Source organism: Pseudomonas sp. W22_MBD1_FP4, assembly GCF_052113765.1.
In the GTDB taxonomy this organism is placed as follows: Bacteria; Pseudomonadota; Gammaproteobacteria; order Pseudomonadales; family Pseudomonadaceae; genus Aquipseudomonas; species Aquipseudomonas sivasensis.
In genome coordinates, this window is record NZ_JBGQOI010000001.1 from 12,540 (window position 1) to 34,242 (window position 21,703).

Annotated in this window: 17 protein-coding genes; 4 read left to right on the forward strand and 13 right to left on the reverse strand. The window is 62.4% G+C overall.

Annotated elements, in window-relative coordinates; translation table 11 throughout:
• Window positions 1-4 precede the first annotated feature (4 nt).
• The gene (locus ACEN2T_RS00070; RefSeq protein WP_442116033.1) at window positions 5-3,088 is read right to left on the reverse strand and encodes an efflux RND transporter permease subunit; all 3,084 of its coding nucleotides are present in this window, start codon (window positions 3,086-3,088) and stop codon (window positions 5-7) included.
• Window positions 3,089-3,090: 2 nt separating this feature from the next.
• Window positions 3,091-4,197: an efflux RND transporter periplasmic adaptor subunit gene (locus tag ACEN2T_RS00075; RefSeq protein WP_122681669.1), complete on the reverse strand. Its 1,107-nt coding sequence runs from the start codon at window positions 4,195-4,197 to the stop codon at window positions 3,091-3,093.
• Window positions 4,198-4,298: 101 nt separating this feature from the next.
• On the opposite strand from ACEN2T_RS00075, the gene ACEN2T_RS00080 reads away from it, so the two are divergent.
• The gene (locus ACEN2T_RS00080; protein WP_442116034.1) at window positions 4,299-5,504 is read left to right on the forward strand and encodes an MFS transporter; all 1,206 of its coding nucleotides are present in this window, start codon (window positions 4,299-4,301) and stop codon (window positions 5,502-5,504) included.
• Window positions 5,505-5,582: 78 nt separating this feature from the next.
• A complete protein-coding gene (locus ACEN2T_RS00085) occupies window positions 5,583-7,520 on the forward strand; it encodes a TonB-dependent receptor domain-containing protein (protein ID WP_442116035.1) in 1,938 nt (645 codons plus the stop codon).
• Here the strand turns inward: ACEN2T_RS00085 and ACEN2T_RS00090 are convergent.
• Together ACEN2T_RS00090 and ACEN2T_RS00095 are read right to left on the reverse strand one after the other, a co-directional pair.
• On the reverse strand, window positions 7,517-8,836 hold the full coding sequence (locus ACEN2T_RS00090; RefSeq protein WP_442116275.1) for an ATP-binding protein: 1,320 nt from the start codon (window positions 8,834-8,836) through the stop codon (window positions 7,517-7,519). The two genes, ACEN2T_RS00085 and ACEN2T_RS00090, sit on opposite strands and share 4 nt — an antisense overlap.
• Before the next feature lie 20 nt (window positions 8,837-8,856).
• Window positions 8,857-9,600 carry a response regulator gene (locus tag ACEN2T_RS00095; RefSeq protein ID WP_032891113.1) on the reverse strand — a complete coding sequence of 248 codons (744 nt, stop codon included), beginning with the start codon at window positions 9,598-9,600 and terminating at the stop codon, window positions 8,857-8,859.
• 180 nt (window positions 9,601-9,780) lie between these two features.
• Here ACEN2T_RS00095 and ACEN2T_RS00100 point away from each other — a divergent pair, with 180 nt between their 5' ends.
• Together ACEN2T_RS00100 and ACEN2T_RS00105 are read left to right on the forward strand one after the other, a co-directional pair.
• Complete coding sequence (locus ACEN2T_RS00100; protein ID WP_032891114.1) at window positions 9,781-10,647, forward strand: pirin family protein; 867 nt, start codon at window positions 9,781-9,783, stop codon at window positions 10,645-10,647.
• A gap of 169 nt (window positions 10,648-10,816) precedes the next feature.
• A complete protein-coding gene (locus ACEN2T_RS00105; RefSeq protein WP_442116036.1) occupies window positions 10,817-12,262 on the forward strand; it encodes a mechanosensitive ion channel domain-containing protein in 1,446 nt (481 codons plus the stop codon).
• Window positions 12,263-12,283: 21 nt separating this feature from the next.
• Here the strand turns inward: ACEN2T_RS00105 and ACEN2T_RS00110 are convergent, their stop codons facing one another.
• From ACEN2T_RS00110 to ACEN2T_RS00150, 9 genes are all read right to left on the reverse strand, one after another.
• Window positions 12,284-13,606: a carbohydrate porin gene (locus ACEN2T_RS00110; protein ID WP_442116037.1), complete on the reverse strand. Its 1,323-nt coding sequence runs from the start codon at window positions 13,604-13,606 to the stop codon at window positions 12,284-12,286.
• Window positions 13,607-13,729: 123 nt separating this feature from the next.
• Entirely contained in the window at window positions 13,730-14,500 is a 771-nt protein-coding gene (locus ACEN2T_RS00115; protein WP_032891117.1) for an SDR family NAD(P)-dependent oxidoreductase, read from the reverse strand.
• A 28-nt stretch (window positions 14,501-14,528) separates the two neighbouring features.
• The gene (rhaT, locus tag ACEN2T_RS00120) at window positions 14,529-15,587 is read right to left on the reverse strand and encodes an L-rhamnose/proton symporter RhaT (RefSeq protein WP_032891118.1); all 1,059 of its coding nucleotides are present in this window, start codon (window positions 15,585-15,587) and stop codon (window positions 14,529-14,531) included.
• Window positions 15,588-15,626: 39 nt separating this feature from the next.
• Window positions 15,627-15,947 (reverse strand): L-rhamnose mutarotase, encoded by a 321-nt coding sequence (gene rhaM, locus ACEN2T_RS00125; RefSeq protein ID WP_442116038.1) that lies wholly within the window; start codon window positions 15,945-15,947, stop codon window positions 15,627-15,629.
• On the reverse strand, window positions 15,947-16,822 hold the full coding sequence (locus ACEN2T_RS00130) for an amidohydrolase family protein (RefSeq protein ID WP_122754017.1): 876 nt from the start codon (window positions 16,820-16,822) through the stop codon (window positions 15,947-15,949). The genes rhaM and ACEN2T_RS00130 overlap by 1 nt, the downstream gene beginning before the upstream one ends.
• 69 nt (window positions 16,823-16,891) lie before the next feature.
• Window positions 16,892-18,325 (reverse strand): aldehyde dehydrogenase, encoded by a 1,434-nt coding sequence (gene aldA / locus ACEN2T_RS00135; protein ID WP_122763753.1) that lies wholly within the window; start codon window positions 18,323-18,325, stop codon window positions 16,892-16,894.
• Between the two features lie 10 nt (window positions 18,326-18,335).
• Complete coding sequence (locus tag ACEN2T_RS00140; protein ID WP_099602830.1) at window positions 18,336-19,136, reverse strand: aldolase/citrate lyase family protein; 801 nt, start codon at window positions 19,134-19,136, stop codon at window positions 18,336-18,338.
• Window positions 19,137-19,146: 10 nt separating this feature from the next.
• The gene (gene rhmD / locus ACEN2T_RS00145) at window positions 19,147-20,331 is read right to left on the reverse strand and encodes an L-rhamnonate dehydratase (protein WP_095184994.1); all 1,185 of its coding nucleotides are present in this window, start codon (window positions 20,329-20,331) and stop codon (window positions 19,147-19,149) included.
• A gap of 16 nt (window positions 20,332-20,347) precedes the next feature.
• Window positions 20,348-21,643 carry an MFS transporter gene (locus ACEN2T_RS00150; protein ID WP_032891123.1) on the reverse strand — a complete coding sequence of 432 codons (1,296 nt, stop codon included), beginning with the start codon at window positions 21,641-21,643 and terminating at the stop codon, window positions 20,348-20,350.
• Between the last annotated feature and the right edge of the window lie 60 nt (window positions 21,644-21,703).

Below are 21,703 nucleotides of genomic sequence, written 5' to 3' on the forward strand. Positions count from 1 at the left end.
GCGCTTATCCGGCGCTTGCGTGGGAAGTTTCGACAGCTTTTATCTTCTGCCGCCCCAGTACCAAACTGCATAGCGCTGGTAAAAACAGCAGCGTCAACACGGTGCCCACCAGCACTCCGCCGATCAGCACGTAGGCCAGGGATGACCAGAACACCGACAACGTCAGCGGAATGAACGCCAGCGCCGCGGCCAGTGCGGTCAAGATCACGGGCCTGGCACGTCGCACCGTGGCTTCGACGATGGCTTCGCGAATCGCCATGCCGTGTTCCTGGTTCTGGCGAATCTGGTCGGTGAAGATCAATGTGTTGCGCATCAGAATGCCGCCAATGCCGATCAGCCCCAATATCGCGTTGAACCCGAACGGCTGATTGAACAGCAGCAGCGTCGGCACAGCCCCGATCAAGCCCAAGGGCGCGGTGGCGAAGACCATGAACATCACGCCGAAGGAGCGCACCTGGAACATGATCACTGTGAGGGTCAGCAGGATCATGATCGGAAACAGTGCGGCCAGGGCGACGTTGGCCTTGGCGCTTTCTTCCACCGGTCCGCCGATGTTGAGTTGATAGCCGGCTGGCAGCTTGGCGATCAGCGGTTGCAGGTCTTTGTAGACCGCCATTTCGACGTCGGGCGGTTGCACGCCGTCGATGATGTCGGCGCGCACTTCCACGGTGGTCGCTCGGTTACGGCGCTTGAGGATCGGCTCTTCCATCACCGCTTGGAAATGCCCGACCTGGGCCAGCGGCACTGAGGTGCCGGCACTGTTGGTCAGGGTCATGTTGTTGAGGTTGCCGAGGTTCTCGCGTTGGTTGCCCTGGGCGCGGGCCACCACGGACACGGTGCGGTTGCCTTCACGCACCTCGGTGATCGGGTTGCCGCTGAGCAGGGCGTTGAGCTGGGACTTGACCTCGTTGGGCGTGAAGCCCAGCAGTCGCAGGCGGTCTTGATCGAGTACCAGGCGATAACCGCTGGTGCGCTCGCCCCAATCGAGGAAGGCGTCCTTGGTCAACGGGTTAGCGGCGACGACTTTGCGCACGTCTTCTGACAGGCCGCGCAGCACTTCCAGATTCGGGCCGGACACACGGAATACCACCGGGAAGGGCACCGGTGGACCGAACAGCAATTGCGTGACGCGCACCCGCGCCGCAGGGAATTCGCCTGCCGCGATACGCTCACGCATGCGCAGTTTGAGGGCATCGCGTGCGTGGGAGTCAGGGGTCTGCACGATCAGTTTGGCGAAGGCCGGATCGGGCAATTCAGGGTTCAGCGACAGGAAAAACCGTGGCGCGCCGCCGCCCACGTAGGTGTCGACCATGCTCGTCTGGGGTTCTTGCATCAGCGCTTTTTCCAGTTGCGCCGCGACTGCCTCGGTGCTTTTGAAGGCGCTGCCGGGCGGCATGTACACCTCCAGAATCAGCTCGGATCGGTCGGAGTTGGGGAAGAACTGCTTCTTCACCACCCCCATGCCCAGTCCGCACAGCACAAACGCCGTCACCACCAGCCCGGTCACCAACCAGCGCCTGCGCACGCAGAGCTCCACTACCGCACGCAGTTTCTGGTAGTAGCGCCCGGCGTAGATGGCGTCGTGGCCACCGGGTACCGGTTTGATGTTCGGCAATAGCTTGACGCCCAGGTACGGGGTGAATACCACGGCCACCAGCCACGATGAAATCAGCGCGAAGCCGACGATCCAAAAGATATTGCCGGCGTATTCCCCGGCGCCCGAGCGCGCAAATCCTACCGGCAGAAAGCCGATGATGGTCACCAGTGTGCCGGTCAGCATCGGCGCGGCGGTGGAACTCCAGGCGTAAGTGGCGGCGTGGATGCGGTCAAACCCTTCTTCCAGTTTCACCACCATCATCTCGATGGCGATGATCGCGTCGTCCACCAGCAGGCCGAGGGAGATAATCAGCGCGCCGAGGGTGATGCGGTCGAACTCACGCCCAGTGACCAGCATGATCACGAACACTATGGACAACGTCAGTGGCACTGCCGCCGCCACCACCAGGCCCACGCGAAAGCCCAAGGCCAACAGGCTGATGATCATCACCACTGCCAGGGCGACGAAGAATTTCAGCATGAATTCATTGACCGCCAGGCTGATGTTTTTCGCCTGGTCGGAGACCTTGGCGAAGTTCACGCCCAGTGGCAGGTCTGCCTGGATCCGGGCTTCCTGGTCCTTGAGGCGCTTGTCCAGTTCCAGGCCGTTCCAGTGTTTCTCCATGATCACACCGAGCATCAGCGCCGGGTCGCCCTGATGGCGGATACGGTAGCTGGGCGGGTCTTCATAACCTCGGCTGACGGTCGCCACATCGGCAATGCGCAGCAGTCGGCCGTTGACTTCCAGGGGCACGTTTTCAATCAGCGCCAGGCTGTCGAAGGCACCGTCGATACGGATATAGGCGCGGGCACCGGCGGTTTCCACAAAGCCCGACGGCGCCACAGCGTTTTGCGCAGCGAGGGCGGCGAAGATCTGGTCGGGCTTGATGCCCAGGGTCGCGAGGCGCTCATAGGAAAACTCGACGAAAATCCGCTGGGCCTGCTCGCCGAGGATATTGACCTTCTTCACCCCCGGCAGATTGAGGAAACCCTGGCGCAGCTCTTCAGCCATTTGCACCTGCTGGCGATGGGGCAGGTGTTCGGCCTCCAGGGCGTACAGCGCAAAGTACACATCGGAATATTCATCGTTGAAAAACGGCCCGATCACTCCCTTGGGCAGCCTCGACGCTTCATCGCTGAGCTTTTTGCGGGTCTGGTAGAACAAGCCCTGAATCTCGCCGGGGCGGGTGGATTCGAGGAATGTCATGCGCATCGACACAAAACCTGGCTGGGCGATGGTCTCGACGCGGTCGTAGTAATCCAGCTCCTGCAGGCGTTTTTCCAGGCGGTCGGCGACTTGCTCCTGCATTTCCTGGGCAGTGGCGCCGGGCCAGGCGGCGGTGATGGTCATCACCTTGACGGTGAAGGACGGGTCTTCGGCTCGCCCCAGTTTGCCGAACGAGAAAATGCCGGCGGCAAGGATCGCAATGATCAGGAACAACGTGACCGCACGGTGCTTGACCGCTAGTTCAGAGAGGTTGATGCCGCGCATGCTCATTGGTCCTGTTTGCGGTTGAGGGCCAGCGCCTGGGCGGGCAGCAGGCGCACCGCATCCCCGCTGTGCAGCAGGTGGGCGCCGAGGGCGACGATGACGGTGTCCGGGTTCACGCCGCTGTTGAGCAGGGCATCTTCCTGGCCGAGGCTGGCGACGTTGACGGGGGCAAAGGCGACTGTGTTATCGGCGCCGACCACCCACACCCCGGTGCCTTGCCCTGTATCGTGCAGCGCACCAATGGGCACGCGGGTCTGTTGCATCTGGCCGTTACCTTGAAGGCGCACGGTGATGGTTGAGCCGAGGGCGAAGCGGTCGACGGCGCCGTGCAGCACATAGCGCGCGCGGTACGTACGAGTGACGGGATCGGCACTGGCGGAGAGTTCGCGCAGCGTGGCCGCTACCGCCTGGTCAGGGGCGCCGAACGGGAAGGCCAGAGCTTTTTGCGAGGCCAGGTCGCGCTGGTTTTCCGGCAGGTTAACGATGGCTTCGCGGGCGCCATCACGGGCCAGACGCGCGACGATCTGCCCTTCGGCGACCACTTGGCCGCGGTCGACGCGTACGTCGGTGATGATGCCGTCGCCGTCGGCCTTGAGCACTGAGTAAGTGCGGCGGTTCTCGATTTGGCTGGCGTCGGATTGGGCCGAGGCCAATTCCGCTTCGGCGACGCGCAGGTTGGTCGCCGATTGGTCGAAGATCTGCCGCGACACAGCACCGGTACTCGCCAGGCGTTCATAGCGGTTGGCATCATCGCGGCGCTGACGCAGTTGTGCCTGGGCGGCATTCACGCGGTTCTTGGCCGAGCGCAGGGCCAATTCGAAGTCGCCGATATCCAGTACCAATAAGGTGTCGCCACGAGAGACATGCTGGCCGGGATCGACCTTGCGCTCGATCACCTTGCCACTGACGCGAAAGCCCAAGTCGCTTTCCGTACGCGCCGCGACCACACCGGTGTAGGCGCTTTGTTGCGTGCCGGCAGCTTCGACCTTGGCGACGAGTACCGGGCGCGGTTGGGGCGCTTGGGCGGCGGTGTCGGCCTGGCTGTTACAGCCGCTGAGGATCATCAGCAAAGCCAGGGGCGAGAAAAGACGCAGGGGGAGAGGGTTCATGTCGGGCTCCAGGGGCTGACCAGTGGGCAAAAAATTATGGACATAATTTTTTACGCATATTATGGTCGAAATATAAATTAAGCCAGCCCCGGATAATCCCCATGTCGAATGCCCCGGTTCCGTCGCGAAGCTTGCTGTTGCTACTGGTGGCCTTAACGGCACTCGGCGAAGTCTCGACCCAATTAATCATCCCCGGCCTCGGCGCCATTGAGCAGGCGCTGGTGGCGCCGCCGGGGTCGGCACTGATGGCGCTGTCTGCCTTTGTCGCAGCGTTTGGACTGGGGCAATTACTGTTTGGGCCATTGTCGGATCGCATCGGCCGGCGTCCGGTATTGATCGGCGGGTTAGTGCTGTATGTGATGGCGACTATGTCGATGCTGCTGGTCAGCGACATGCATCAATTTATCGCCGCCCGCGTGCTGCAAGGCCTCGGCGCCTGTGCGGCGCTGGTGTTGGCGCGCACGGTGGTGCGCGATGTGTGGAAGGTCGAAGCGGGGCCGGCCCTGGCGCTGACGATGATCGGCATGCTCTACGCAATCGTCGTCGCGCCAATGGTCGGCGGACTGCTGATCAACGTGGTGGGCTGGCATGCGCCGATCCTACTGGCGCTGGTGATCGGCAGTGTGGTGTTGCTGCTGGTGCTGCTGTTCTTTCGCGAAAGCAACCCTTACCTCGACCCCAAGGCCGGCCACTGGCGCACCCTCGGCGGGCAGTACCTGGATTTGCTCAAGGGCCGCCCATACCGCGCATTCGCCGTGGCGTTGGCGTGCACTTACGGCGCGATGTTCGCGGTGATTGCCGGATCATCTGCGGTGTTTATCAACCTGCTCGGCTTAAGCAGCCTGGAGTACGGCATCAATTTTGGCGTGATCGTGTCGATGCTGATCGTCGGGTCCACCTACACCCGGCGCAATATCCTGCGCCTGGGGGCGCGGCGGATTGTGGCGATGGGGGTGACGCTGGTAGCCCTCGGCGGGGTGTTGGCGGCGGTGATTTACGGGCTGTTCGGCTTGTCGGTGTTGGGGTTGGATATTCCCATTGCCCTGGCGACGCTCGGCGGCGGGCTGGTGTTGCCCGGCGCGGTCACGGGCGGGGTGATGCCCAACGCGCACCGCGCCGGGTTGGCGGCAGGCCTGATGGGCTTTGCGCAGATGTTCGGCGCCACCTGCAGTGGCCTGCTGCTGAGCCAACTGCGCGACGGCAGTGCCTTACCGATGATCATGATCCAGGCGGGTTTTGCGGTGATGGCGTTTGTGGCGTTTCATCTACTGCGTGAACGGCGTGTGGCGCTGGTGCCGGTGGCTTGAGCTGTCACACTTTGTCCAATTTAATCGGGGCTAGATGATTACGATTCTCTTTTGAGTCCAATCCTAAGGTCTACGCCCATGCTTCCTGCCTTTCGCGTTACGCCCCTGGCCCTGCTGGTCGCCAGCAGCTTCAGCGCCCATGCCGACGAACCTGTTGCCCTGGAACTCAACGACGTGGTGGTGACGGCCGCCGGTTATGCCCAGAGTGTGGAGGATGCGCCGGCCTCGGTGACGGTGATCGACGGCGAGGAATTGCGCCGCAAGTCCTACCGCGACCTTGGCGACGCGGTGCGGGATGTGGAGGGCGTGACGGTCAATGGTGGGGCGAATGAAACCGACATCTCCATCCGTGGCATGCCGGCCGATTACACCTTGATCATGGTCGACGGCAAACGCCAGAGCGCACGGGAGTCACGGGTCAACGGCAACAGTGGCTATGAACAGAGCTTTGTACCGCCAGCCGCCGCCATCGAGCGGATCGAAGTGGTGCGGGGCCCGATGTCGTCGCTGTACGGCTCGGATGCGATCGGCGGTGTGATCAACGTGATCACCCGCAAGGTCTCGCCGACCTGGGGCGGCTCCATCGGCTATGACTACTCAGCCCGCCAGCACAGCGACCAGGGCAATGCGCGCCAGACGCAGTTCTACCTCAGCGGCCCGCTCAAGGAAGATTTCCTTGGCTTGCAGGTGTGGGGCCGTTACCTCGATCGCCAGGCCGACGATGACATCGAACAGACCAATGGCTTCAGCAAGGCCGACCACCGCGACCTCACCGCGCGCCTGGCTTTCACTCCTAATATTGACCACGACATCCTGCTGGAAGCGGGTGCCACGCGCCTGAAGAACGGCGACGGCATGAGCGCCAACTGGGCCACTCGCGAGCAGGAAAACAACCGCGATCACTGGTCCCTGTCCCATCAAGGCCGCTGGGGCTGGGCAACCTCGGACATCGCCCTGTCCCAGGAAACCTCGACCCGCGAAGGCAAGGCCACCCCGGCCCAGACCGATATCTACGGGCGCAAACCCGAAATCAAGAACACCGTATTCGACGCCAAACTGGTGGTGCCCACCGCTCAAAACGTCAGCACCGTGGGCGTGCAATGGAACGAAAGCGAGCTGACCGACTGGAACCAGGGCCTGGGTGACCGCGTCGACTATAAATTCTCGGTGGTGCAAAAAGCCCTGTTCGCCGAAAACGAATGGTCAGTCACCGACAGCTTCGCCTTGACCACCGGCCTGCGTCTGGATGAGCACGAAGAGTACGGCGCGCACCTCAGCCCGCGGATTTACAGCGTGTGGCGCGCCACCGATCAGTGGACCCTCAAGGGCGGCATCGCCCGTGGCTTCAAGGCGCCGGAACTGCGTGCCGTGGTCGAGGATTACGCTTACCTGCGCCGCAACCGCTTCGTGATGTTCGGCAACCCGGACCTCAAGCCCGAAACCAGCACCAACTACGAAGTCTCTGCGCTGTGGAGCAACCGCGATGACCTGTCGGGCGGCGTGACGCTGTTCTACAACGACTTCCAGGACAAGCTCTCTACCGTCACCACCGACCAGCACTGGAACGGCTACACCATCATGGAACGGGTCAACGTCGACAAAGCGATCATCCAGGGCGTCGAGCTCAACGGCCAATGGGATATCAACGCCAGCGTGCTGCTCAAGGCCAACTACACCTACACCGATTCCGAGCAGAAAAGCGGCGCCAACAAAGGTGCACCATTGGCTCTCACGCCGAAGCAAAAAGCCAATGTGCGCACCGAGTGGAGCATCAACGACCGCACCCAGGCCTGGGCGTCGCTGAGTTACTACGGCGAAGAAACCGGCAACACCATCACCGACGAACCCGCACCGGGCTACACCACCGCCGACCTGGGCGGCTCCTACGACGTGAGCGACTCGCTGACCCTCAACGCCTCCCTCAACAACCTCACCGACAAGCGTTTGGACGATGAAACCTACGGCACGGTGAACTACGGTCGTACGCTGTGGATGGGTGCCACGCTCAACTTCTAAAGTGCCGCCGGCAATCGCACCACCGCGCACAGGCCGGCCGGTGGGCGATTCTGCAACACCAGCTCGCCGCCATGGGCCTGGATGCACGAACGTGCAATCGCCAGGCCCAACCCCACGCCACCGTCACTCACGCCGCGTTGCACAAAGGGTTCGAAGACTTTGTCCAGCCAGGCCTCGGGCAAGCCTTGGCCGTGGTCGAGCACCTCGATACGCAGCCAGCCGTTATCTTCTTGGATCAAGCTCAGGTGGGCATCCCCAGCGTGGTGCAGGGCATTGTCGATCACGTTGGTTAACGCGCGCTTGAGCGCCAGAGGCCGGCAGGTCAGCATCAGGTGTGGCGCACCCGCCCAACTGACAGGTTGCCGCATGCGCTGATAACGCTTGGCCAGGTCATCCAACAGGCCGCTCATCGACATCGTGGCGGTCGCTTCCTGCACCGCGTCATCGCGCACAAAACTCAGGGTTTCACGCACCATCGCACTCAATTGCGCGAGGCTTTCGAGCATGTCATCCCGGGCGTCGCCGGGCTCCAGCAATTCCACTTGCAGGCGCAGTTCGGTGATCGGCGTGTTCAGGTCGTGGCTGACCGCTGCAAGCATCCGCGTACGGCCTTCGACATGCCGGGCAAGATTGGCCTGCATGGTGTTGAAAGCGGCAGTGAGGTCGCGGGCTTCCTGTGGGCCGATTTCCGGCAGGGGAGCGATCCATTCACCACGGCTGACGCGCTCCGTGGCCTGGGCCAGGGTCTTGATCGGGCGCACCACGCGGGCAATGAAAAACATCACGATCAGCAGCACCGGCAGCGTTGTCACCGGCAGGCTGTAGGCCAGCACGCGGCCCCATTCATAGGCGCCGGCGGGGTATTGCACGGCATTCAGGTAGGTACCGTTCGGCAGTGGCACGCTGCTGCGCAAGCGCAACGGCGCCCAGCCGGCGGGGCTGAACACATGGGTGCGGGCGTCGGCACCGCTGATGCGTTCCAACTGCATGCCGATGGCAGCCGCGTCATCCAGGTGCAATTGGCGACGCAGCTCACTGGCCAGTCGCTGCTCCTCCGGGCGCAGTTCAAACGGCGCCACTTCGGGCGTCGGTGCAATCCAGAAGCGCGTGTCGTCGTGGCTCATCCCGGCCAGCAGGTGCTCGGTTTCAGTGGGGGTCAGGTCGATTGCCGTGTGGTGCGCAATCCCCAGGCGCTCCAGGCTGAAACTGCGCGACAGTGGGTGGATCAGGCTGCCGGTGCGTTGCAAAAACAACATCGCGATGGCGTTGGATGCGAGCAAGGCCAGCAGCAACAACAGGCTCAACTGCCGCGCCAGGGTGCGCGGCCACAGCCTGTTCAGGGCGCGCATTCACTGACCTCGGCCGCCAACAGATAGCCGCCGCCCCAGATAGTGCGCAGCAGGTCCGGCGTGGCATCGCCGTGGGCCAACTTGCGGCGCAGGCGGCTGACCTGGCGGTCGATGGCGCGGTCGCTGACGTCGCTGTCGGCGGCAGCGGTGAGGTCGATCAAACGTTCGCGGGGCAGCAACGTATTGGGGTGGGCAAGGAACACCTGCAGCAAACGGCTTTCCGCTGTACTGAGCTGGATTGCCGGGCTGGCGTCGCGGCACAACGTGGCGCTGCTCACGCTGAACTGCCAGCCAGCGAACCGGTAAGCCTGTGGGCCACCGCTGGGCGCGGCCGGCCCGGTGTTGCGGCCTTGGCGGCGCAGCACACTGTTGATGCGTGCGACCAGTTCGCGGGGTTCGAAGGGCTTGGTCACGTAATCGTCCGCGCCGAGGTCCAGCCCGCGGATACGGTCGGCGGCGGTATCGCGGGCGGTCAACAGAATCACGGGGGTATTGCTGCGCCGATGCAACTGGTTGCACAGCTCGAAACCATCGCCATCCGGCAGCAGCACGTCGAGCACTACGACGTCGAACGCCTGGGTCTTGAGCAATTGCCACATCCCAGCCGCGTCTTCGGCGGTGCGCACATCGAAGGTGTGGCGACGCAGGTAAGTGGCCAAGGGTTCGCGGATTTTGCGGTGGTCATCCACCACCAGCACGCGCGGTGCGACAGGCGCAGGGGCAAACGGCATTGCGGCCCTCGGAAGGTTGAGCGGGAGAGGGCGGATATTACTACGAGTCATTATCATTAACGCGGTTTTTATGGTGGGGCACTGGTACTCCGTTCCATCAATAGGACGCTCTAGGGTGTTTTAGCCGTCTACCGCTCAATTGTTATCGGTTTTAAGGTGTATGCACTTTGGAGGATCACCATGAAAAAACTCATCGGCATCTACACCAGCCCTCGCGCCCATTGGGTCGGCGACGGTTTCCCGGTGCGCACACTGTTTTCCTACGACAACCTGGGCAAACACATCAGCCCATTCCTGCTGCTGGACCACGCCGGCCCGGCCGAATTTTCCCCCACCGAACAACGTCGCGGCGTAGGCCAACACCCCCATCGCGGCTTTGAAACCGTGACCATCGTCTACGACGGTGAAGTCGAGCACCGCGATTCAACCGGCGCAGGCGGCACCATCGGCCCCGGCGATGTGCAATGGATGACGGCCGCAAAAGGCATTCTCCATGAAGAATTCCACTCCGAAGCGTTCGCCCGTAAAGGCGGCGCGCTGGAGATGGTGCAACTGTGGGTCAACTTGCCCGCCAAGGACAAAATGGCCGACGCCGGTTACCAGACCATTGTCGATGGCGATATTCCCGTGCTTGCGCTGCCCCATGACGCCGGGCACCTGCGCCTGATCGCCGGAGCGTTCGACGGCGCTAAAGGCCCCGCACGCACCTTCACGCCGATTGACGTGTGGGACCTGCGTCTTAACGCCGGCAAGCCCGTGACCCTGGACTTGCACGCCGGGCGCAACACCGCCCTGGTGATCCTGCGCGGCACCGTGCTGGTCAATGGCGAAGAAGTCGCGCGCCAAGGCCAACTGGCGTTGTTTGAGCGCGATGGCACGCAACTGGTCCTGGAGTCCAACGACGCCGCCAAGGTGCTGCTGCTCAGCGGCGAACCGATTGACGAGCCCATCGTGGGGCACGGGCCGTTTGTGATGAACACCGAGCAGGAGATTCATCAGGCGTTTGCGGATTTCCAATCGGGTAAATTTGGGCAGATGCATGCCTGACAGTTAGCCGTAAACAAAAGGGTAGGAGCCGGCTTGCCGGCGATAGCATCACTGTGGTGTCCCTGGCACACCGAGTCGATACTTTCGCTGGCAAGCCGGCTTCTACATTTTGTTTTCCAGTGTTCTCAATTCATGCGATCTTCCCGTCATTCGCCCTGGAGTCGCCTGGATGCCCTCATTTATCTCCGATCACCCGATGCTGTGCGCCCTGGCGCTGATGCTTATCGACATCGCCGTGTGGCGACTTATCTCCGCCAACTTGGCTAATTGGAAACTCGCAGCGCGGTTGGTGATCTTTGCAGTCTTCAGTGCCGTGCTGTTCAACGACGGCATGAACCCCATGCTCGTCGCGCCCTACGCCGACAACACCGCGTTGCACATGGCCGCCACGGCGTTGCAGATTGGTTGGTGGTTGTTCGCGGCGCGCACGCTGACGGTATTGCTCGGTGCGTTGATGATGCAGCGGGTTGGCCACACCGGGCGGCTGTTGCAGGATTTGATGGGCGCGGTGATTTTCCTGATCGCGATCATTGCTGCGCTGGCCTATGTGCTCGATCTGCCGGTCAAGGGCGTATTGGCCACGTCCGGCGCGGTGGCGATCATTGTCGGCCTGGCGTTGCAAAGCACCTTGAGTGATGTGTTTTCCGGGATCGTGCTCAATACCACCAAGCCCTATCAACTGGATGACTGGATTTCCATCGACGGCACTGAAGGCCGGGTCACGGACATCGACTGGCGCGCCACGCGCCTGCAAACCTCCCAGGGCAGCATGGCGGTGATTCCCAACTCCCTGGCGGCAAAGGCCAAGATCATCAACTTTTCGCGCCCGGCGGATATGTTTGGCCTGGCGGTCAGCCTGCAGGTCAGCCCCCATGCACGGCCGCAAACGGTGATCGAAGCGCTGGAGCGGGCCATGCAGGGTTGCCGTCCGCTGCTGGCCAAACCGGCGCCGAGTGTGGCGTTCAAGACTTCCGCCAGTGGCGGCGTGGAGTATGAAATCAGCGGGTTCGTGCCGACCATGACCCTCAAGCGCGAAGTGCGCAACCAACTCTACGACTTGGCGTTCCGGCACCTGCAGGCAGCGGGCGTGAGCCTGTTGTCCGCCGTCGAAAGCGCGACCCCAGTGCCGACCTCTCCGGCGCGGGCACTGTTGGACAGTTCGTCGATTTTCTCCACTTTGCGCCAGGAGGAAAAGGACACCTTCAGCCAGAACATGACCCTGCACACCTATCGCGCCGGCGAGATGATCCTGCCGGCGGGGGAGGTCAGCGATCATTTGTTTATCGTCGAGTCGGGTGTGGTGTCGGTGATGCTGATCAAGGGCGGCCACGCGTTCGAAGCCGGGCGCATGGGCCCCGGCGAGGTGATCGGCGAAGCGGGGATTCTGACTGAGCAAGCGGCCTTGGCGGACTTCACCGCCAAGACGTTCTGCACGTTGTACCGCATCGAGAAGGCGTACCTGACGCCGTGCCTGGACGCGCGACATGACATCGCCGACGCCATGAAAACCCTGTTGGATTTCCGCTTGCACGCCGCTCAGGTGCTGACCCAAGACGCGCCAGTGGTACCGGTCAAGAAGGGCTTTTTGCAATGGCTTCGCCAGCGCGGTCTTTGAGGGGCGCGCTGGCACGGGCATCTAGAAATCAACAATAAACTGCACGCCACCGACCACCGCGCCGCTGGTTTGTGTGAGCCCGCCGGGGTATTTCACGTATTGCAGGTTAGGCCGCACCATCAGCCATTGGGTCGCCTGCACGCCATAGTTGATCTCGTAGCTGTACTCGCGGCGCTGCTCGGGCACGTAAAGCGGATCGTCGATATCGCTGACGCCATTGGCCGCGTTGAGCGTCTGCGTGTTGCGGGTATAGCGGTCGCTGACCTGCAACTTCGACGCGCCAAGGCCGATGGTGTCGTTCGGGCGTGAATCGAACGGGCCGCGGTAGATCAGGCCGACTTGGATCAGGTTCTTGATCACGCTTTTGTCCGGGTCATTCACCGTCAGGTTGGCGAATACGTTGAGCCCGCGCTGGCTGTTGCCGCCGACGGTGGTCAATTGTTGCTGGCCCGACAGCCACCAGCCGCTGTTGCTGGAATACATCCGATAGGGCTTTTTCGAGCTGGCAGCGTAGTTCCCGTCTGCGTCCTTGAGCATGTCCTTGGTGTCGGCGTTGGCGTAGTAGTAACCGGCGTGGTACTCCGAATTCAGGCCTTGGATCTGACCTTTCCAGATGGCTTCGATAGGGAAACTGGTGCCCTGGGAGCCGCTGATAAACGGCTTGAAGCCATTGCTGGCCTCGGCGTTGCCAGGGTTCTTGTCGTAGGCGCCGACCTGCATGGCGAACTCATCGGTGAATTGGTACTTGGCGCGCACTGCCCACTGGCTGATCGGGAAGCTGTTCCACACGCCGTTCCAGTTACCTTCCTGGGAACCGCACAGGGTGACGTTCTGGAATTCGCAGGGGAACTGATCGAAGTCTTCACCATGGCCGAAGCGACCGAGTTTGAGGGCGAATTTCCGGTCGAAGAACTTTTGCTCGTACCAGAACTGCGACAGCCGCCAGGCGTTGCCGCCGCCGAACACTTCCATGGTGGACGTCAGGCCCGTGGCGTTGGGTTGGTGCACGCGGTCGTTGGTGATGTCCTTGCCATGGCGCTCGCCGATGCCGATGCGAAAGGTCGCGTCCTGCCAGCCGAGGAGTTTTTGCAGGTCCATGTTCACGCCCAGGATCAACTGGTCGCTCCAGCGCGCGGTGGTGTGGGAGTTGTAGCCACCGCCCAGGTTGGAGCCGACTTCGCCGACGTATTTGAGGGTGAAGTCGTAGCCTTGTTCGGCCAATTGGGGGCGCAGGCCGCTCCAGTCGCCGAGCATGGCCGGGGAGTTGGGATCGACCAGGCCGGCGCTGAAGGCACAGGTGGACATGGCGCTGCAGAGCAGGGCCAGGGGGAGGGTGGTGCGCATGGAAGTACTCCTGGGATTGTTGTTTTTATCAGGTACAACACAAATTTCAGGCACACAGAGACCCCCTGTGGGAGGGAGCAAGTCCCTTCCCACATTGGTTCTTGGGTGTTTGAGAGCGCGGTTTTACTGGAGGTTAACGAACAACCCGCCATCCACCAGCAACGAGGCGCCGGTTACATAGCGCGCCATGTCCGAGGCGAGGAACACGATCGGCCCAGCCACATCATCCGGTTCGCCCAAGCGACCCAGCGGCGTGCGCGAGGTCATGTAGGCGAGCTTTTCCTCGTCGGCCAGGTCTTCCTTGTTGATGTCGGTGGCAATGGTCCCCGGCAGTACCGAGTTGCAGCGAATGCCATAGGGCCCCAGTGCAATTGCGCAGGACTGCATCAACGAATGCAGGCCGGCCTTGGTCGGCGTGTAGTGGGTTTGCATGCCGCCGCCGACCAGCGCGCTGATGGAGCTGACGGCAATGATCGCGCCGCCACGGCCCTGGTTTTTCATTTGGTTGGCCGCCGCCTGCACGGCGAAGTAGGCGCCGTTGAGGTTGGTGTTGACGGTTTTCAGATAGACCTCGCGGGGCATATCCAGGAACGAGTGGAACGGGCAGATGCCGGCATTGTTGACGAACACGTCGACACTGCCGAAGGCTTGCACGGCGCCGGCCACCAGCTTGTCGCCGGTGTCCGGGTCGGCCGCATCGCCCCCCACTTCAACGGCCTGGCCGCCAAACGCCTTGATCTCTTCGATCAGCGAATACGCCGCCTCGGTGCCTTGGCCACTGCCACTGTGGCCGATCACCACACGGGCGCCCTGGCGCGCACATTCACGGGCGGCGGCGCGGCCGATGCCACGGGAGGCGCCGGTGATGATCACGGTTTTGTCTGCAAGCAACATAAAAACACTCCTTCAAAAATTAGCGGCATCAGCCGAGGTAATTGCCATAACCGACCATGGCGATGGCGCCGAGGATCACCGCGATCCCGGCCACCAGTACGCCCTTGTTGGCGGCGCTGGTGCCGTGCCATTCACGGAAATACAGGCCCCAGCAGTTGGACACGATGATGATGAATGACATGTGCAGCACCCAGGAACTGGCGTCGTTCTGCAGGCGGCTTTCGCCCATGCCGTAGAAGAAAAACTGCAAGAACCACAGCGTGCCGGCGATGGCCACCAGCAGGTAGTTGCCCAGCAGCGGCGTGCTGCGATCGGTGTAGTTATGGAAGGTACGGTTGCGCCAGTTCAGCCACAGGCACCAGATGCCGTTGGTGGTCAGGCCGCCCCACATGATCACCATAAAGGTCACGTTGTTCTGGAACAGGCTGTTGGCGCCATGTTCCACCGCCGCGGCGGCCAACGGGCGTCCGGCAGAAATGCCGTAGCTGAAACAGGCGCTGAGCACCCCGGAAATCACCGCCACCAGCATGCCCTTGCCCAGGGAAAATTCACTGACACTGGCGAACTTCACCGCCTGGGACACTTCCCGTTCCTTGATCAATCCAGCCTTGCCGCACACTGCGATACCGACCAGCGACACCGCCACGCCCCATAACACCCAATGCCCGCCCTGGGAGGCCAGCATCGAGGTCAAGGTGCCTTCGGTCGCATCGGTGAACAGGTCGCGGTACAGCGCCGGCATCAACGCTCCGAGGGCCGAGGTGAGGCCCATGATCAGCGACATGCCCAAGGACAGGCCCAGGTAGCGCATGGTCAGGCCGAAGGTCAGCCCGCCGATGCCCCACAACACGCCGAACATATAGGTCCACAGCAGCGTGCTGGTGTCGGCATTGCGCAGAATGTCCACCCAGCCCGGCACCGTCAGTTGCGCGGCGATCAGCGGCACGATCAACCAGGACACCAGGCCGCCGGTGATCCAATAACTTTCCCAGGCCCAGCCGCGGACCTTCTTGTAGGGGATGTAAAAACTGCCGGAGGCGAAGCCGCCGATGAAGTGCAGAATCACACCGAGGAGAATGATTTCCACGTAGTCGAATCCTTTTTATTGTTGTGTGGGTCAGTTAGATCAGGGGCGGGCCAGGTGGAACATGGGCAGCAGGTCGACACTGATCGGCGAGGCATCCGCGTGGCTGGGCATGATGTCCTGCATGTAGGTCCACCAGCGTTGCATCAGCGCGGTGCCGGGCAGCTCATCCAGGCCGTGGGCGTCTTCATGGGTGAGGACGGCGAACAGCGTGTTGGCGGGCTCGTCAAAAAAAATCCGGTAGTCCACCACGCCGGCGTCCAGCAGGGCTTGGGCCAGTTCCGGCCAGATTTCGTCGTGGCGTCGGCGATATTCATCGGCCTGGCCCGGGTAGAGGTTCATGCGAAAGGCACGGGTCTGCATCACGGCGCTCCATGGGTCGGGGTGTAGATACGCACTGCGTTGTGCAGAAAAAACTGGCCTTGCACCGCCTCGGATTTGTCCGCCATGCAGCTTTTTACGAGCCCCAGGGTGGTGGCGAAATCGGCCAGGTGATCGCTGTTGGGCCAGTCACTGCCGAAGAAGCAGCGCTCGTCACCAAACGCCTCCCACAACACCGCCAGGCGGTCGTTGTAGAACGCCGTATCGACGATCAGACCTTGGGGGCCGAGCTGGGGGATTTCCGCGAGTTTGGCGAACACGTTCGGCCGCTGCGCCAGGCGCAACAGGTCGGCGTGATACGCCGCCTCTTCACCGGCCGGCACCTGAGCATTGGGCAAGTGGTCGACGATGATGCGCAGCTCGGGCAGCGTATCGCTGAGGTGCAACAAACCCTTGATCAAACGCGGGTTCGGGTTGGCGCTGTCCAGGCCCCGACCACAGGCGGCCAGTTGGCGCAGACCGTCGATAAAACCGGGGCGCGTCTGGTCCTGCAGCAGGTCGCGGTCCCACAGGTTGCCGTAGCGCAAGCCGAGGAACAGCGGCTCTTGCGCCAGGGCATCGAGGTCGGCGGCGAAGTCGGCGTGCAGTGGGTCCAGATTGCCAACGAACCCGAGCATACGCGGGTCGCTGCGTAGGGTTTCGAGCAACCAACGGTTGTCGTCACGCCATGGGCTGGCTTCCACAGCAATGGCGCCGACCACATTGTGTGAGCTGGCCAAGGCCCAATAATCGCTCGGTAAATGGGCGGCATACAGCTGATTGCCCGGCTCGGGCCACGGAATGCCTTGGGGGCGACGCGGGTCGAACAGGTGCAAGTGGCTATCGATGATGGGGCCGCTGTAAGGCATCAGAGGCATTGCGCAATCCTTGTGGGATTTTCTCAGGAAGGGCCAGCACGCTAACGCGCACGGGCCCGCTTCACCACCTCAGCTCTGTAGGTACACCACATGGGTATGGGTGTATTCGTACAGGCCATGCTTACCATCGGCGCCGCCGATCCCGGATTTACGCACCCCGGCATGGAAGCCCTGCATGGCCTCGAAATTTTCGCGGTTGACGTAGGTTTCACCAAAGTCGATCTCGCGCACCGCGTGCATGGCCTTGCCGAGGTCGCGGGTGTAGATCGATGAGGTCAGGCCGTAGTCGCAGTCATTGGCCATGGCGATGGCTTCGTCGAGGTCGTCGACAATCTGGATCGGCAGCACCGGGCCAAAAATTTCTTCGCGCATGATCTCCATGTCGGCGCGGCACCCGGCCAATACCGTCGGCTGGAAGTGAAAGCCCGCGCCGAGGTCGGCAATCTGTCCGCCGCTTACCAGCGTGGCACCCTGGCTCAGTGCGGTGCGCACCTTACGGTTGACGTTTTCCAGGCCCTGGCGGTTGATCAGTGGGCCCATTTCCGCGTCGGCCATGGCCATCGGGTCGCCGTAGCGCGTGGCTGACATGGCCGCGCTGATGCGCTCGATGAACGGGTCGGCGACCTTGCGCTCCACGTATACCCGCTCCGCGCAGTTGCACACTTGCCCGGTATTGATGATGCGCGAGTCGCGAATGGCTTTAACTGCCAACTCCAGGTCGGCATCTGCCAGCACGATGGCCGGAGCCTTGCCGCCCAGTTCCAGGTTGAGCTTGGTGATGTTTGGCGCAGCGGCGGCCATGATGCGCGAACCGGTGGCGACGCTACCGGTGAAGCTGATCATGTCCACGCCTTTATGGGCGGTGAGTGCGCCGCCGACCTGGCCGTCGCCGCAGACCACGTTGAACACACCGGCGGGCAGGTCGGTCTCGGCCACCAGCTTGGCGAACTCAAAGCAGTTGTTCGGGGTTTCTTCGCTGGGCTTGATCACGATGGTGTTGCCGGTGAGCAACGCCGGGGCCAGTTTTCGGGCGATCAAGAAGAACGGGAAATTCCACGGCAGGATGCCCGCCACTACGCCCAAGGGTTTGCGGAACAGGAAGATGTTTTCGTTGGGCCGATCGCTGGTGATGATCTCGCCCTCAATGCGCCGCGCCCATTCGGCCATGTAGTCGAGGTAGTCGGCGGTGAAATTCACTTCGACTTCGGCCAGGCCAGTGACCTTGCCCTGTTCCAGGGTGATGGTACGCGCCAGGTGCGCGACGTTTTCCCGCAGCTTGGCGGCGATGCGGCGCAAGTGCCCGGCGCGTTCGATGGCCGGCTTGCGCGCCCACGCTTTTTGCGCACCGCGCGCCGCAGCGAGGGCTTGGTCGACGTCAGCGGCGGTAGAGGCGGGCACCTTGGACAGCAAGGCGCCGCTGGCCGGATTGAGTACATCCAGATGGGCTTCGCTGGGAACGAAGCGGCCATTGATGAAGTTCTGGTACACGGGAACGGATGACATGGGCAGCTCCTCAGTAAGTACGTGATGGTGTGGGCGCGTCGGCAACCGGGCGATAGCGTGCGAGGGTGGCCAACGCGCTCTGGCGTAACAGGCTGATGTCGATGGCCACTGCGATAAAACGGCAACCCCAGGCTTGGTAACGGCGCGCGTCGTCTTCGTTGGGCGCCAGGATGCCGCTGACTTTGCCGGCGGCGAGGGTGGCGTCCACCGCGTACTTGATGCGTTCCTGAACTTCGGGATGGCCGGGGTTACCGGCGTGGCCGAGGCCGATGGAGAGGTCGGCGGGGCCGATAAACACTGCGTCCACGCCTTCCACGGCGGCAATGGCGGCGACGTTTTCCACGCCCAGGCGTGATTCGACCTGGACGATCAGGCACAGCTCCTCGTGGGCGGTTTGCAGGTAGTTCGTTACACCATCCCAGCGGGTGGCGCGGGTCAAGCCGCCGCCGACGCCGCGAACGCCATGGGGTGGGTAACGCATGGCGCGCACCAGGGCTTGAGCCTGTTCGGCGGTTTCCACCATGGGGATCATCAGCGTCTGGGCGCCGACGTCGAGCAGTTGCTTGATCAGACTGGCATCGCCATTCACCGCGCGTACCACCGGCGCGGTAGCGTAGGGCGCCACCGTCTGCAGTTGGTTGAGCACGCTGGGCACGGTATTGGGCGCGTGTTCACCGTCGATCAGCATCCAGTCATAACCGAGGCCAGCGACGATCTCGGCGGCGTAGCCGGTGGCGAAACCGGCCCAGATGCCGTATTGGGTGGCGTCCTTGGCCAGGGCAGCCTTGAAGCCATTACGGGGCATATTCATGGCGTTTTCCTCAGCGATTGTACGGACGGTGCAGTTGGCAATCCGGGTTCAGGTCTACGCCGAAACCGGGCTTGTCGAGCACCGACAAGCGCATGCGGCCATTCACCGGCACCGGTTCGCCGAGCAGTTGCGGGTGGAACATCGGCACCACTTCATCGGCCTTCGGCGCCATCATCAGGAATTCGGCGAACGGGCTGTTATGGCGGGTGGCGACGAAGTGGTAGCTGTACACCGACGAGCCGTGGGGCACGACCATCGCATTGTGGGCATCGGCCAAGGCCGAAATTTTCACCAGCTCGGTGAGGCCGCCGCACCAGCCGACATCCGGCTGGATAATGTCGCAGCAGCCCATTTCCAGCAGCATGCGGAAGCCCCAGCGAGTGGCTTCGTGTTCGCCGGTCGTCACCAGCATGCCCTTGGGCACATTGTTGCGCAGGGCTGCGTAGCCCCAGTAATCGTCCGGGCTCAGGGCTTCTTCGATCCATTTGAGCCCGTGTTCGTGGGCACCGATGGCGAGTTTGGTCGCGTAGTTGAGGTCCAGGCTCATCCAGCAATCGAGCATCAGCCAGAAGTCTGGGCCGACCCTTTCGCGCATGTCGGCCAATTGTTCGAGGTTTTTGCGCAGGCCTTCTTCGCCTTCGCTGGGGCCGTGGTGCAGGGGCATCTTGCCGCCGATAAAACCCATCTTCTGCGCCAAGTCCGGGCGGGCGCCGGTGGCGTAGAACTGCAATTCGTCGCGTACCGCACCGCCGAGCAACTGGTGCACGGGCTCCTGGCGGATTTTGCCGAGCAAGTCCCACAGCGCCAGATCGACGCCGGAGAGGGTGTTGATCACCAGGCCCTTGCGACCGTAGTAGAGGGTGGACTGGTACATCTGGTCCCAGATCTTTTCGATATCGGTGACGCGGGCGCCTTCGATAAAGCGCGCCAGGTGTTTCTCGACGATATACGCCGCCGGTTCGCCGCCAGTGGTCACGGCAAACCCGACAGTGCCGTCGCTGGCTTCGATCTCCACCACCAGCGTGCCGAGTACGTTGATGCCGAAACTGCGGCGGCTCTGGCGGTACTCGGGGTATTTGCTCATGGGCGTCGAGATGTGATCGTCGATCCAGTGGCCGTCGGCCTGATCGTGGTAATCGGCGCCGCCGCCTCGCAATACAAAAGCGCGCACGTGTTTGATGGTGAGATGACCCATGGTGTGACTCCTGACGTTAAACAGTGGCCGGCGTGTTCGATGCAGTGCGGCCGGGTGAATGGATGCCCAGTACCAGCAATGCAGCCAGTACCGTGGTGGCGGACAGCAGGTACAAACCGGCTGCCGGAGAATGGAAGGCGCCTTCGGCCCAGTGCTTGATGATCGGCGCGATGAAGCCGCCGAGGGCACCGAATGAGTTGATCAGCGCAATGCCCGCAGCAGCGGCACTGCCGGCCAGGTAGCTGGAAGGAAAGGTCCAGAACACCGGCTGCACCGCGATAAAACCCGAGGCGGCAAAGCACAAGGCGAGCATGCCCAGCAGCGGGTTGGCGAAGGTCACCGAGCAAGCAATGCCGGCGGCGGCCATCAATAAGGTCAGGCAAGCGGTGCGGCGGCGTTCGCCGGTGCGGTCGGAATAACCGGGAATCCACCAGGCGGCAAACAGTGCGCAGATCCAGGGAATCGCCGAGACCAGCCCAACCATCAAGCCGACCTTGGTGCCGAGCAGGCCGCCCACTTGGGTTGGCAGGTAAAACACCACGCCGTACACGCTGGCCTGGATCAGCAAATACACCAGGCACAGGTACAGCACCGACGGCTGGCACAGCACGTTGAGCAGGCTGCGGCCGTGGGAGGTTTTGTGTTGGTCTTCTGTGTCCAGCAAGGTCTGGATTTGCTGGCGCTCATCCACACTCAGCCACTTGGCGTCGGCGGGGCGGTTGTCCAGGTACCAGTAGGCCCAGATCCCCACGGCGCTGGCCATCAAGCCTTCCACGGCGAACAGCCATTGCCAGCCGTGAATACCGCCGAAACCGTCCATCTCCAGCAGCAGGCCGGACAACGGACTGCCGACAATGAATGCCAGGGGGGCGCCGAAGTAAAAGAAGCCCATGGCCTTGCCGCGCACGGCCTGGGGGAACCAGTAGGTGAGGTAGAGGATCACGCCGGGGAAGAATCCGGCTTCGGCCACGCCCAACAAAAAACGCAGCACATAGAAGCTGGTTTCGTTATGGGCAAACACCATCGCCGCCGAAATCAGGCCCCAACTGACCATGATGCGGCACATCCACAGACGGGCGCCGACACGGTGCAGGATCAGGTTGCTCGGCACTTCCAGCAGCGCGTAGCCGACGAAGAACACACCGGCGCCGAAGGCAAACGCGGCATCGCTCAAGCCGGTATCGGCCTGGAAGGCCTGTTTGGCAAAGCCGACGTTGGCACGGTCAAGAAACGCCATGATGTACATCAGTAGCAGGAAGGGCAGCAGTCGCCAGGAAATCTTGGCGAGCAGGGGCGCGGGCAGGGTTTTCATGATGGAGTCCGTTGTTTTGTTCTTATGGAACGGACTGTACGGCGGCCGAGCAATACGCTA